The sequence below is a fragment of the Dyadobacter flavalbus genome, assembly GCF_006149045.1.
In the GTDB taxonomy this organism is placed as follows: Bacteria; Bacteroidota; Bacteroidia; order Cytophagales; family Spirosomataceae; genus Dyadobacter; species Dyadobacter flavalbus.
This window is the reverse complement of sequence record NZ_VBSN01000051.1, coordinates 1-14,698: the sequence shown is the minus strand read 5'-3', so window position 1 is coordinate 14,698 and position 14,698 is coordinate 1. Positions and strand designations below refer to the sequence as shown.

Annotated in this window: 10 protein-coding genes; 9 read left to right on the top strand and 1 reads right to left on the bottom strand. The window is 45.7% G+C overall.

Annotated features, from left to right (window positions below):
- Positions 1-461 precede the first annotated feature (461 nt).
- Complete coding sequence (locus FEM33_RS18850; RefSeq protein ID WP_139013555.1) at positions 462-1,151, bottom strand: recombinase family protein; 690 nt, start codon at positions 1,149-1,151, stop codon at positions 462-464.
- 380 nt (positions 1,152-1,531) lie between these two features.
- Between FEM33_RS18850 and FEM33_RS18845 the strand changes: the two genes are divergently transcribed.
- The 9 genes from FEM33_RS18845 (at position 1,532) to FEM33_RS18805 (ending at position 14,151) form a co-directional block, all read left to right on the top strand.
- Positions 1,532-1,897 (top strand): DUF6876 family protein, encoded by a 366-nt coding sequence (locus tag FEM33_RS18845; protein WP_201747801.1) that lies wholly within the window; start codon positions 1,532-1,534, stop codon positions 1,895-1,897.
- A 545-nt stretch (positions 1,898-2,442) separates the two neighbouring features.
- Positions 2,443-2,763, top strand: a complete 321-nt coding sequence (locus FEM33_RS18840; RefSeq protein ID WP_139013554.1) for a DUF6660 family protein — start codon at positions 2,443-2,445, stop codon at positions 2,761-2,763.
- An 86-nt stretch (positions 2,764-2,849) separates the two neighbouring features.
- Entirely contained in the window at positions 2,850-7,241 is a 4,392-nt protein-coding gene (locus tag FEM33_RS18835; RefSeq protein WP_139013553.1) for a CusA/CzcA family heavy metal efflux RND transporter, read from the top strand.
- 38 nt (positions 7,242-7,279) lie between these two features.
- On the top strand, positions 7,280-8,494 hold the full coding sequence (locus FEM33_RS18830) for an efflux RND transporter periplasmic adaptor subunit (RefSeq protein WP_139013552.1): 1,215 nt from the start codon (positions 7,280-7,282) through the stop codon (positions 8,492-8,494).
- Positions 8,495-8,497: 3 nt separating this feature from the next.
- Positions 8,498-9,118, top strand: coding sequence for a hypothetical protein (locus FEM33_RS18825; RefSeq protein ID WP_139013551.1), 621 nt, complete (start codon positions 8,498-8,500; stop codon positions 9,116-9,118).
- 14 nt (positions 9,119-9,132) lie between these two features.
- Complete coding sequence (locus FEM33_RS18820; protein WP_139013550.1) at positions 9,133-11,151, top strand: heavy metal translocating P-type ATPase; 2,019 nt, start codon at positions 9,133-9,135, stop codon at positions 11,149-11,151.
- 135 nt (positions 11,152-11,286) lie between these two features.
- Positions 11,287-12,483: a di-heme oxidoredictase family protein gene (locus FEM33_RS18815; protein ID WP_139013549.1), complete on the top strand. Its 1,197-nt coding sequence runs from the start codon at positions 11,287-11,289 to the stop codon at positions 12,481-12,483.
- 1 nt (position 12,484) lies between these two features.
- Positions 12,485-12,928, top strand: a complete 444-nt coding sequence (locus FEM33_RS18810; RefSeq protein ID WP_139013548.1) for a QcrA and Rieske domain-containing protein — start codon at positions 12,485-12,487, stop codon at positions 12,926-12,928.
- Positions 12,929-13,191: 263 nt separating this feature from the next.
- Positions 13,192-14,151, top strand: a complete 960-nt coding sequence (locus tag FEM33_RS18805; RefSeq protein ID WP_229214314.1) for a hypothetical protein — start codon at positions 13,192-13,194, stop codon at positions 14,149-14,151.
- The last annotated feature ends 547 nt before the right edge of the window (positions 14,152-14,698 follow it).

The window sequence follows — 14,698 nt, the reverse complement described above, 5'->3', positions numbered from 1 at the left end:
AGGGGACTCGCTTCGAAAAGGCATACTCAAACAGGAATAACAACGACTTTTTTTATATCATTGTATGATCTTTTAAAGTGGCACGGTTTGACCGAAATCACTGGCATGGTCCCTCCGAAATATCCAAATGGGACTAGAAAATTCTCTGCGTGAATGTTTATATGATAGTTTCCTATAGCACTAAATCCCTGTACTTCGTATACGAACCTTGCTGCGTAGGTATTAATTTTGGTTATATAGTCAATTCTATTCAAGCCTAGAGAAATTAGTGATTATCATTCAATTTATTAAATGCCGCTCGTATGTCTTATGGGCTAATGTCAAATATACACATTTCTCTGCTTGGTATTTGATTCATTATTACTACATGAATTTCCGTGCAAAAGACGTTTGCTTTGGCGAAGCAAATCGTATGTCCAATAAAGAAAAGAAAAAACATGGCGACAGATTCCTAATTAAGACTACTCCGGTAATTCAGGAATTGGAGTTTTAGTTAACTTCTTAATCCGCTGTACGGTATCAGCAGATATCCCGTAAATCTTTGCTACTTTTCGTATGCTAACCCCCAATTGTAAATCTTTTACTGCTTTGGCATACTTCCGCAGCAACTGCGCTTCCGTATAGAGAGGTCCGGATTTTCTACCAAACATTTGTCCGTTTCTTTTAGCCAACTGCATACCACTGATCACCCGTTCAACATGGGTTTCTTTTTCCTGACGAGCCATATCAGCCGTAATGGAAAAAATCATAGAGGCTGCCGGATTAAGCTTGCCATTTGGTAAGAGCGTTTCTATGTTAAATTGATGGATATAGAGCGAAATTTTAAGGCTCGTCAATTGCTCTAATACCTGGTGTGTTTGTGAGGGTCTTCTCCCCAGTCGAGACACTTCTGAAACCAGCACCTTTTTAAACTTGCCAAGTCTGGCCGATTCCAACAGCTGGGCAATGCCATCCCTGTCTTCATTGCTTTTGCTTCCGGAAATTTTTTCCGCAATCACTCCTATAACTGTCCAACCCTGCTTAGTCGCGTAAGTAGTTAGATCATCAATCTGGCGCTGATAGTTTTGAACGTTCTTGGAGACACGCGTAAAAATAACCGCCTGTGGAGAAGTACTCTTATCTTTTTGAATTTGTGTTTCCGGAATTTCCATGAACGTGAAGATATGAAGGTGTACCGAAATAAACTAATGTTTAAATCGGTACACTTTTTTGATTTGCAAATCGTGGTGTAAACCGGCAGGAGTACGTTTTTGGGAATGATACTTTAAATCGGTACAGTTTCGCTATTTGAGTTTGTTTATTTATTACTGGAAAAGATTACTGCCAATAATTTGAGAAGCATTTTAAATGCCTTCTAATATTCCCTTCCACCTGAGAGAAACGACACAAGTTGCACCAAGCAGTCTAAACGGCAATCACACTGCCCGCTCCATTCGCTTCGCTTCCGTGTTGGTGTTGCCTAATCAGCCTTCCGCTTAGTGCCTATTCGTATCGTTCTCCAACGGTGGAAGGGCAATTAAAGGGAAAAAATATGAATACTAAGCAATTAACTAAAGAGGATCTTGCCGGGTTTACAGGAACTGAGAAATGGTACCGGCACCCAGTCGTAAAAAATACGTTGTATACTGATGGAATTAAATATGTTGCTCAAAAAGCTGGGGCCTACTGGCTCATTGATGAAATTACATTTCAGCAGTATCATCCCCGGATCAAAAACGAGGAATTTCAGGTTTGGACACTTAAAGTCGATCTTGAACGATCTACGGCTGTTGTTACTTGTGATGATGGTAACGGCCGCATACTTTTCACTAAACCAATTGGATACACCGATTTTCCGTTAAAAGAAATTAAAATCTATGTGGTAGATAATGTGATTTTACTACCAAGTGAATATTGAATTGAAAAAGCTGCTTCTTAGGGAGCAGCTTTTTTACTATTATGCTTATGTGACTTTTTGAATTGATTTCCAATGTTTTAATAAAGATATCTTTCAGTGATGAGTACGCAAATACGGTGGTATTTTCGTAATTATAAGTTGAGTAAGAGCTTGTTTGTAAGTCTACTAATAATCAATGGTCTAGCACAAGTTTGCTTTACAATGGAACACGTTAAACTGTACTTTTTGCCGACTTCCTCTTTCAAGCATGACCAATTTCAATGCGTGATAAAATAGTGCCTAAGTTTTAAGAAAATTGCAGCCAACAAAAACACACCGATTATAGAATACAGGATCATTAGCAAGGTAGATGGCTTAGCGGGCTTCACATCCTTCATGAATGAACGGTATGGGGACTTCACCGGCTTTGTGCGATTAGAAAAGTTCGGAATGACCTTTTTGCTTTTCATGGCTTGGCTGCATGGATGAAGAATACAAATATGGTTGAGATCTTATTTGTTTCTGACTACCTGTTGCATCTTTTATTGAGCTACTTTTGCGGTATTATGAGATTAGCTCTTTACATATTAGCTTTTTACACGGTGATACTTTCCTGCATTCCCTGCCAGGATGAAGTATTGCGTGTCTCATATGCGGGCACCGAGGCCACCATTAATACCAGTGCCGATCATCAGGATCAGGGCATTGTGGATCTTTGCTCCCCGTTTTGTATTTGTGCATGCTGCGCCGGCATAACACTTCAGGAGCCTGTTGCCTCATTGCCGGAAGCCATTTCCACATCATTTTTTAACGACGATGCATTCGCCTATACTGCTGACAGTAAAGGCGGCCGCCTGGCATCTATCTGGCAACCTCCCAGGATTTAGTGTAACCCATTCATTATGGTTTGCCTTGTTGCTGTGGCTTTTTAAGTCACGGTTATAGGCTCATTCTACACAAATTCTAAGTCCAGATGTTAGATAAAGTCATTCATTTTTCAATTCATAATAAGCTTGTTATAGGCATATTTACCCTTGCGCTCGTTGTCTGGGGTATCTATTCACTCACGCAGCTTCCTATTGATGCTGTGCCCGACATTACCAATAACCAGGTACAGATCATTACAAGCAGCCCTTCGCTGGCTGCGCAAGAAGTAGAGCGCCTTGTAACGTTTCCCGTTGAAACAGCCATGGCAACGATCCCGAGCACGGAGGAAATCCGCTCTATTTCACGGTTTGGGCTCTCAGTTGTTACGATCGTTTTTAAAGACAACATTGATGTTTACTGGGCCCGCCAGCAAGTTTCCGAGCGTTTGCAAAGTGCGGTGGAGCAGATACCACCTGGCGCAGGATCACCAGAGCTTGCACCGGTCACTACCGGCCTTGGCGAGATTTATCAGTATGTATTGCACACCAAAAAAGGATATGAGAAAAAGTACCCTCCTATGGAACTCAGAAGCATCCAGGACTGGATTGTCAGACGGCAGCTGTTGGGTACCGAAGGGATCGCTGATGTAAGTAGCTTTGGTGGTTTTGTCAAACAATACGAAATCGCAATTGATCCTTTTAAGCTCAGAAGTGCCCAAATTTCGATGAGCGAGATATTTTCGGCTCTTGAAAAAAACAACCAGAATACGGGCGGGGCTTACATCGACAAAAAACCCAATGCGTATTTTATCCGGAGCGAGGGGTTGATTGCAAACCTGAAAGATATCGAAAGTATCCAGGTCAAAGAAACTTCAAACGGCCTGCCTGTGCTAATCCGTGATATCGCAACAGTACAATACGGCACCGCGGTACGCTATGGTGCGATGACGCGCAACGATGAAGGCGAAGTGGTTGGCGGGCTGGTATTAATGCTGAAAGGGGCAAATGCTGCCAAGGTAATAGGCAATGTAAAGGAAAGGATCCAGCAGATCACTAAAACGCTTCCGGAGGGCGTGGTCATTGAGCCGTTTTTAGACCGCACAAAACTTGTTAATAATGCGATTGGCACGGTTTCAAAAAACCTGATCGAAGGGGCGCTTATTGTTATTTTTGTTCTGATCCTTTTGCTGGGCAACCTGCGTGCAGGGCTTGTGGTCGCCTCGGTGATCCCGCTAGCCATGCTTTTTGCCGTTAGTATGATGAACCTTTTCGGCGTGTCGGGTAACCTGATGAGCCTGGGCGCCATTGACTTTGGCCTGATCGTAGATGGTGCCGTGATCATTGTTGAAGCCACGCTGCACCATATCATGGGCAAGAAATATACGCACCGATTGTCCCAACAGGAAATGGACAATGAAGTCTATGAGTCGGCTTCCAAGATCCGGAATTCAGCAGCCTTTGGTGAAATCATTATCCTGATTGTTTACCTGCCGATCCTTGCCCTTGTAGGTATTGAAGGGAAAATGTTCCGGCCTATGGCGCAGACGGTCAGTTTTGCAATTTTGGGCGCATTTATCCTTTCGCTGACCTACGTGCCGATGGTATCGGCCTTGTTTTTGAGTAAACAAAACGAGCATAAGCCCAACATCTCAGACCGGATCATTGCCTTTTTCCACCAGTTGTATTTGCCTGCACTGGCTTTTGCGCTACGCCGAAGGCTTATTGTGATTATGACAGCTTTGGCACTATTTGGGATTAGCCTTTGGATGTTTTTAAATATGGGGGGCGAGTTTATCCCGCAACTCGACGAAGGCGATTTTGCCGTAGAGCTGCGCGTATTGACTGGCAGTTCCCTTTCTGAATCTGTCGATGCTGTACAAAAGGCTGCGGGTTTGCTCCGTAAAAACTTTCCGGATGAAGTAATAGAAGTGGTTGGTAAAATAGGGTCTTCTGAAATCCCGACCGACCCAATGCCGGTAGAAGCCGGTGATGTGATGGTCATTTTAAAGGAAAAATCTATGTGGACGAAGGCGAAAGGCAGGGAAGAACTCGCCGGTAAAATGCAGCAATTACTCACTGAATCCATTCCTGGTGTAACATTTGGTTTCCAACAGCCCATCCAGATGCGGTTTAATGAACTGATCTCAGGGGTTAAGCAAGATGTGGCCATCAAGATTTTTGGAGAAGACCTGGACGTGCTGGCCCAGCAAGCTAAAAAGATCGGCAAACTAGTAGCGTCTGTTGAAGGGGCCGAAGACTTGTATGTGGAAGAAGTTAGCGGCCTGCCACAGATTGTCGTTACTTTCGACCGCGAGCGGATGTCACAGTTTGGCATCAGCATTGAAGATGCGAACCGCACCATTAATACGGGCTTTGCCGGTAGCAGCGCAGGGCTGGTTTATGAAGGGGAAAAACGGTATGAGCTGGTAGTCAGGCTTAAAAGTGAAAACCGTCAAGCCCTTGAAGACGTACAAGGATTATTTGTGACTACATCACACGGCGAGCAGGTGCCACTAAGCCAGATAGCTACTGTTGAGATGAAAACAGGCGCAAACCAGATACAAAGGGAGGATGCCAAGCGCCGGATAACAGTAGCATTCAATGTCCGGGGCAGGGATGTAGAAAGCATTGTAAAGGAACTTCAGGCCAAGATCGATAGCCAGCTCAAGCTTCCTACGGGTTATTATACCACTTATGGAGGCCAGTTCCAAAACCTACAAGAGGCCAATACCCGTCTAAGCGTCGCTGTGCCGATTGCATTGCTGCTTATTTTTGTACTGCTGTATTTTACATTTAATTCACTGCGTCAAAGCCTTTTGATCCTTACGGCTATCCCGCTGTCGGCGATTGGAGGTATCATTGCCCTTTCACTTCGTGGAATGCCTTTCAGTATATCAGCTGGCATTGGCTTTATCGCACTTTTTGGCGTGGCAGTCTTAAACGGGATTGTACTGATTGCCGAATTCAATTCGCTTAGAAAAGAAGGGATGAGTGATTTGAAAAAAGTCATATTCCAAGGGACCGAAACGCGTCTGCGTCCGGTACTGATGACTGCCCTGGTGGCATCACTCGGGTTTTTGCCTATGGCTTTGTCCAACAGCTCAGGCGCAGAAGTCCAGCGCCCGCTTGCGACTGTGGTTATCGGGGGGCTTGTGTCTGCAACGCTTTTAACCCTTCTGGTACTGCCGGTACTTTACCTGATCGTTGAAAAGCGTTTTGGTGGTGCTGCAACCAAACAGGCTGGGGCGCTTCTGCTTGTTTTTGCCGCATGCAGCTTTTCTGCTCCAAGTGTTCAGGCGCAGGATTCCACGCATGTAAGCCGCAAAATTTCTCTTGAAACAGCTATTAGTGAAGCGGCCAGTAAAAACCTGGAAGTCAAAGCCGGTATTTACCAGATCGATTACCAGCGTGCACTACTTGGGACTTCTGCTGAGATTGCAAAGACGGATATCTCCTGGATGGGCGGACAGTACAACAGTAACCGGTTTGATAACCAGTTCAACCTATCGCAAACACTGCCCCACCCAAAGGTGGCCAGCAAAAGAAAAGGGCTGCTGAATGCCCAAATAAACGGCGCACAGGCAAGGCTCGAAGTGACCAGGGCCGAGCTGATCCGGCAAATCAAAAGCAATTATTACCAGCAGGTTCTCTTAAAACAACAGCAGCAGTTGCTACTGGCGGAAGGCTTGCGTGCCGACCGGTTTGTAAAAGCAGCAGCCCTGCGCTTTAAGACCGGCGAAACAAGCCAGCTCGAATATTCAGTAGCAGAAAGTGAGCAGGGTGAAATCAAGGCCCGGGTTATTCAAAACGGGGGCAGTTTGCTGGTGCTGCAAAAGCAGCTGCAGATGCTGCTTAATAGCGCGCAGCCCGTGGAAGCCCAAACCGATACGCTGGTAAGACGCGGACTTGGCCAGATACTACTCGATACATCGGGTATTAATTCAAATCCATATTTGCGGTATTTAAGCCAGCAAATAACTATTGAGAGACAGGCAACTGCCGTGGCGCGCACCAGCCTGCTACCTGATTTCAGCATTGGGTATTTTAACCAGTCGTTGATTGGCGGGCAAAACATCAACGGCACGGAAGTCTTTTATGGCGCAGGAAAGCGTTTCCAGGGCTTTCAATTGGGCGTTTCCATCCCTGTTTTTAGTGGTGCTGCCAGGGCGCGCGTTAAAGCATCCGAGCTCAATGAAAAAGTAGCGCAGAATCAGGTGGATCTTGCCCGCTTGCAGTTAGGCAGTAGTCTGCAGCAGGCCATTCAGTCTTATCAGAGCGCAAATCAAAGCCTGGTTTTGTATGAACAAAAAACATTGGTTTTAGCTGAACTGATCGCAGGCAATGCCACAAAGGCATATGAAGCAGGCGAGATTGGTTATGTCGAGTTTTCGCAGGCACTGACAAGGGCTTTAAATATCAGGTCTACTTACCTGGACCTGCTCGGCAGTTATAACCAATCGGTTATTGAAATCGAATTTTTGGTCTCCGGACAGCAATAACCCGCTTTAATTATCAATCATTACTAATGATCTATACAATGAAAAATATATTAGTTGTCTTGTTTCTTCTGGCAGGCATTTGGGCCTGCGGTAAAAAGCAAGAAGAAAAGCAGCAGGAGCCAGCCCACCAGGATGGGGAGCATCATGAAGAAGAAGAAAGTAATGTCGTTGAGCTGACCAAAGCCCAGTATGAAACGGCTGCTGTCGAGCTGGGCTCAGCCAGTACCCGTAATTTGAGTGCTGTTGTCACAGCCAATGGAGTGATCGATATCCCACCGCAGAACCTGGTGAGCATATCGGCACCATTGGGTGGGTTTGTCAGAAAGACCGAGCTCTTACAGGGCATGCAGGTTAAGAAAGGACAGGTACTGGCAACAATTGAAAACCCAGATTTTATCCAGATCCAGCAAGACTACCTGGAAACGGAAAGTAAGCTGGAATATGCACAGCAAGAATACAACCGTCAGGTAGAGTTGAGCAAAGAAAATATCAATGCCCAAAAAGTATTGCAACAAGCAGCCTCGGAGGTAAAGACACAGAAAGCGCGGCTGGCAGGTTTAAAAGAAAGGCTTGTTACGGCCGGTATTAACCTTAGTACTTTACAAAAAGGCACCATTGTCAACAGCGCCGTGATACGTTCACCCATCAGCGGATCGGTGACGACCGTGAATGTAAACCTGGGAAAATACGTGAACCCGACCGATGTGATGTTTGAAATTGTGGACACGGACCACTTGCATGTCGAGCTTTCGATTTTTGAGCAGGATATCCCTAAAATCAAATTAGGACAACTGGTGCGATTTACGGTCAGCAACAACCCGGGCAAGGAGTACCTGGCCAAAGTTTACCTGATCAACCAGAAAATCAACGAAGACCGCACAGTGCGCGTGCATTGCCACCTTGAGAAAGACGAAAAGGGCCTGTTGCCCCAGAACTTTGTTAAAGCAGTGATTGAAACCGGTGCAAACCCTGTGACTGCGCTACCTAACCAGGCCATTGTCGATTTTGAAGGGGCATCCTATATTTTCATACAGCGTCCAAACGACGCCCACTCGGATAGTACGTCAAAAGATGCTGAGTCCGAGGGCCTGGCTTTTGAGATGGTAGAGGTAAGCAAAGGCGTATCAGAAAATGGGTACACACAGGTCAAATTCCCGCAGGATTTTGACGGAAAAACCCAGAAGATTGTCCTGAAAGGGGCCTATGCGCTGTTATCAAAACTAAAAAATTCAGAGGAAGAAGAAGGCCACTAACTTATGAACCAGATCATTCTTGGCAGTATCGCACTTAGCCTGATCCATGCGCTGATCCCCAGCCATTGGCTTCCGTTCGTAACGATCGGCAGGTCTATGGGGTGGAGCAGACGGCAAGTTTTAAATACCACATTTCTGGCAGGGGCGGCGCATACATTAAGCACAACCATTTTTGGTTTGATGGTCAGCTTTGCAGGCTTTCAGCTCTCAGAGAACCAAAGCATTATCGCCAGTAAGATCGTACCCATGTTCTTACTGCTATTAGGAACCTGGTTTATCATGCAGCATTACCGCCACCAAGCCCATAGCCATATCGATGAGAAATTATTGAAATATGGCAGCCATCGCAGGATACTGCTCTCGCTGATGGTGATGATGTTTCTCTCACCTTGCTTTGAGATCAACGCCTATTTTTTGAACGCCGGGGCAATCGGATGGTACGCAGTCCTGACAATCGTTGTCATTTATAATGTTCTGACCTTGTCAGGCATGATGCTGATGGTGAGCTTGGGAAGCAAAGGCATTAAAAGCATAAATATTCATTGGCTGGAACACTATGAGCAGCTCATTACCGGGCTTACACTGATAGCGTTGGCCATATTAAACTTTATTGTAGAAATTTAAAAAGGGACTATATCATGGAAAAAAACCAAAATAATGAGCCTGAAAAGATAATCCCGGTTGCTGCCCAGCTGGCTGGCAAACAGCATCATGAAGGCCATGACCATGTCGAAGGGGAAGATCATGAAGATGACGCTGAGCACAGTGAAGGGGACGGGCATGATCATGGCGGGCAAGCCGGAAGCGAGAGCCTGATCAAAAGCCGGTGGGCATTATGGCTTAGCCTTTTGATCCTGCTGGGTTTTATCCTAATAAGCAAAGGGTTTAAATTTCCCGTTGCCAAACCTGTCGAGATTGGGCTAATGGTCATTGCCTATGTATTGGCTGGCCATAAAACGATACAAATCGCTTTTAGAAGGGTCAAAAGAGCTGATTTTTTCAATGAGTTCACGCTCATGACAACGGCGACACTGGGCGCTTTTTATATCGGTGAATTCGCCGAAGGGGTTGCTGTCATGATTTTTTACGAATTAGGTGAGCTTTTTCAGGATCTGGCAGTCAACCGTTCTAAACGCTCTATCAAAGCATTACTGGACGTGCGCCCGGACAAAGTGACGGTAAAGAGAAGTGAGGGCAACAAGGTCATTAACCCCTCTGATGCTGCAATCGGTGATATCATCATGGTCAAGCCAGGTGAGAAAGTTGCCCTGGACAGTGAGCTGCTGACAGAATCAGCCAGTTTCAACACGGCTGCATTAACGGGGGAGTCCAAGCCGGATACCAAAGAAAAAGGGAGTGCAGTCCTTGCCGGTATGATCAACCTGGACAGGCCAATTGAACTAAAAGTGACAACGGCTTTCAAAGATTCAAAGCTTTCCAGGATTTTGGAAATGGTGCAGGACGCGACGGCCAGAAAAGCCCCGACCCAGCTTTTTATCAGCAAATTTGCAAAAATTTATACACCTATCGTTTTCTTTTTGGCCCTGGCCATTACAGTGCTGCCATACTTTTTTGTAGACGACTATGTGTTTAACCAGTGGCTCTACCGTGGGATGGTTTTCCTTGTTATTTCCTGCCCTTGTGCACTGACCATATCCATTCCCCTGGGTTACTTTGGAGGGATAGGCCTGGCTTCCCGTAACGGTATCCTCTTTAAAGGTTCTAACTTCCTGGATGTGATGACCAAGGTCGATACCATTGTCATGGACAAGACGGGCACACTTACCAAGGGGGTATTTAAAGTACAGCAGGTTGTTACCGATATGGACAAAGAAGAGTTCCTGCGTCTGACCGCATCCCTGGAAAGCGCTTCCACGCACCCGGTGGCAAGGGCAGTGATGGAATATCAGCAGGACAAAAAGTCGGAAGACCCAACTGATGTTGAAGAGATATCAGGGCATGGTCTGAAAGGCAAAGTGGCAGGTAAGGAGCTGCTTGCCGGTAACTTGAAATTGCTGGATAAATTCTCCATTTCCTATCCAGGTGATATCAAGGATATTCAGGAAACAATCGTTGTTGTGGCCGTCGATGGCAAATATGCAGGTTACATTACGATTGCCGATGAGATCAAAGAAGATGCTGCCCAAGCTATCAAAGATATGCATGCCCTGGGCATCAAGACTGTAATGCTTTCCGGCGACAAATCTGCTGTTGCCCAGAAAGTCGCAAAAGAGCTGGGCATCGATGAAGCTTACGGGGACCTGTTGCCGGAAGGTAAAGTCGAGAAAGTACAGGCATTCAAGGATGCAGGAAAACACCTGGCCTTTGTCGGGGATGGTGTCAATGACGCGCCAGTCGTCGCACTCGCTGATGCAGGCATTGCCATGGGGGGCCTTGGTTCTGATGCGACCATTGAAACAGCGGATGTGGTCATCCAGAATGACCAGCCGTCGCGGATCGTTTCAGCGATCCGGGCAGGAAAAATTACCCGCTCTATTGTCTGGCAAAATATTATCCTTGCCATGTCTGTAAAAGCAATTGTACTTCTTTTGGGTGCAGAAGGTATCGCAACTTTGTGGGAAGCTGTCTTCGCTGATGTAGGAGTAGCACTGCTAGCGATCCTAAACGCTTTCCGCATTCAAGGTAAAAAGATCTAACCTACTGTAATGCAACAGAAAACCTTCGGCCTACATCCGAGGGTTTTTTTGTGCCCTACTATTTGCAATATAAAATTTAAAACTACCTTTATATAAAATTTAGGCTTATCTAAATCTTTATTAAGAATAATCTAAATGAATAAACGGTTACTTATCTTTGCAATCATTATCGAAGCCCTTTTGATCTTATCCTGTGAGCGGATTACGCCCAGGGTCCCAGCTGATGATCAAATCCTGGATGGTCCTGTTGACGGGCTTTCATCTGCGGAAAAAAGGCGGTTTTTAGCTGGTGATGCAGCCTTTAACGATGAAATCTTTACCAGTGAAACGGGCCTTGGTTCTGTTTTTGTTGCCACAAGCTGCGGAAGCTGCCATGCAGGTGATGGTAAAGGAACATTGTTTACAACCCTGACCAGATTTGGGCAAACTGACGGGAGTGGCAATAAATTTCTCCATCTGGGTGGGCCGCAGTTACAGAACCGGGCTATACCCGGATATTCGCCAGAAAGTATCCCGGCAGGAGCGACATTCTCCCGGTTCACTCCACCTGCCAATACAGGGCTTGGCTTAATCGAGCTGGTTGCTGACGCGGATATCCTAGCAATGGCCGATCCGTCCGACACGGATAAAGACGGGATTTCAGGGGTGCCCAACTATGGCCATCTTCCCTCATTTGTTAGCCCGTTGCCAAATGCAGCCCCTCAAAACGGCAAATACATCCACCGCTTTGGTAAGAAGGCTGCTGCTTATAGCTTGCTGCACCAAACGGTGAATGCTTACAGCCAGGACATTGGCATCAGTTCCTCATTTGCCCCTTTTGATGTTTATTCGGGCCTGGAAATCGATCCGGAAATCTCAAACCTGACCATTAACAACGTTGTCTTTTATTTGCAAACCTTGAAGGCACCTATTCAAAGGGACCAAGGTGACCCGCAGGTCAAGCAGGGAAAGCAAACGTTTATAGACCTGGGTTGCGAAAGCTGCCACAAGCAGGATTTGAAAACCGGTCCTTCCCGGGTCTCGGCGCTTTCAAACAAAACCTTCCACCCTTACACAGATCTATTGCTTCATGATATGGGCAGCGGCCTTAACGATGGTTATACCGAAGGGAGTGCGAAAACATCTGAATGGAGGACGCCACCACTCTGGGGCCTTGGTTTATCGCCTAACTCTCAGGGCGGTCAGTACTTTTTAATGCACGATGGCCGGGCAAGAAGTATCGAGCAGGCCATAGAAATGCATGGTGGAGAAGCAGACGGCAGTAAAGGCCGTTTTAAAAAGCTGGCTCAAAGTGAGCAGGCAGACCTTATCAAATTTTTGAAATCCCTATAAAATGGACAGAAAGCAATTCATCAAAGCCTGCGGTATATCATGCCTTGGATTATCAACTGCAACCTTTTCACTATCCGGGTGCGCCAGCGTTTATTCAGTCCAGGGTTCCGTCTCTGACAAAACCATTTCTTTTCCGAAGGATTCTTTTTTTGAAACAAAGAAATCAGGTGAAAAAATAGCCCGGCAGGTTGTGGTCGTTAATGTAGACAACTTGAAATTTCCTGTGGCCGTATATGACGATGGCAACAACAAATATACAGCAGTTTGGCTTAAATGCAGCCATCAGGGTAATGAGGTAAGCGTCCATGGCGACTCACTATCGTGCTCTGCGCATGGCAGTGAATACGACCGCTCAGGGAAAGTGACCAAAGGTCCGGCAAAAGAGGATTTACGCAGGTTCAGTGTGCGCAGTAATGAGACTACTATATTCATCCAGCTCGCATGAAGAAATCCTTACTAATCTATCTTCTGATAATCTGCGGCCCGGCCCTTTACGGACAAACTGATACGAGTTTTTTCTTTTCCCGTGTTAAGCAGGATTCCAGCAAATTGAAGCTCAATATGGACGCAGTCTACAACCGGCCGTTTTTGCAGATGGGAAAGCTGCCTGTTTCACTAGGCGGCTACCTGGAAGCTAATAGTAGCTATTTTAGTACAGATGGGATAAGTGAAGGCCTCTCTTTTCAATTACCACGGCTGACTATGTTCATGTCTGCCAGTATCCGGCAGCGGATCAAGTTTATGACTGAGATAGAGTTCGAGGAAGGTGGGCGGGAAATCAATATCGAATTTGCTGCGCTTGACCTGGAATTCAACCCGCTGTTTAACTTGCGGGGCGGCGTGATCATGAACCCGATCGGTTCTTTCAATCAGAACCATGACGGGCCCAAATGGGAATTTATAAGCCGGCCGGTTTCATCGACGACCATCATTCCCAGTACATGGAGCAATGTAGGTTTTGGGCTGTTTGGCAAGTACTCAAAAAAGAATTGGGTATGGGCTTATGAGGCCTATCTTTCAAATGGTTTTGACGACAAAATCATTAACAACAATCAGAACCGGACGTGGTTCCCTGCCAGCAAAGCCAACAGAGACCGGTTTGAGGAAAGTTTTAATGGTGTGCCTTTAAAGACTTTAAAAATGGCCATTAGGCATAGAAAAGTCGCGGAAATAGGAGTATCCTGGATGGGGGGCGTGTATAATAAGTTCAAGGATGATGGCCTTGTACTTGATAAAAAAAGGCGTCTAAATTTCATTGCCCTGGATATCAATTCAACTATTCTAAAAGACACTTACTTAAATGGGGAATGGGTTTGGGCGTATGTGGATGTTCCCGATACCTACATTCAGCAATTTGGTAACCGTCAGCAAGGCGGGTTTTTAGATATCGTCCAGCCTATAAAAAAAGGCAAAATGCTTGGCTGGTCTGAAAGTGTCCTTAATGTTGCGCTGCGCCTGGAATATGCAGACTATAATGTTGGGAATTTTCAGGAACTGGGGCTCAGGATTGCTGACCATGTGTATGCATTGGTGCCAGCAATCAGTTTCAGGCCATCTGCACAAACGGTTATTCGGGCCAACTACCGCTATGAACGGCATAGAGATCTGCTTAGGAACCCAGCTTCACAGACTGGCGGTTTTCAGTTCGGGTTTTCAACCTATTTTTAGCTTGGAAAGCTTAGAATCCGTATAGTGTTTTTTAGAGCCTTCGCAGTCGAAGGTATGCTTGGAGTTTTGATTGGATCCCTGATGATGGATGCAGAACCAAATTATTCACCGGTTGAAATTACACTCGCGGCTGCCTGGTTTCTGAGCTATGGCGGATATGCTCCATTTAATTTCACATTTTGAAGGTTGGTCAACTGTTTGGTACAGACTTGTCAACATATACTCAGGGCTCTGTCATATTCCGGTTTGATGCTGGCGACAAACGACTGGTGGTGACTGGATGCTTGTATTTACGTTTTATATTGTTAATTCATCCTTTGGTAGCTTAGTCAAAATATTTTAATGGTGTTTATAAAAACCCACCCCCTGAATGTCATTCCATGAAGTTGTTTTGTGGCAAGAATAGATATTCTGTTGATGCTGGTTCTTCCCCACTTTTGGTGGTTAAGCAGGAGCAAGTACCAATCTTTTTCTGAGCAATTCAAAGCTTGCTCTTCCATACATCTGCCTTTTTATAGTCTTTAGTTTATTAACATTGCCTTCCACA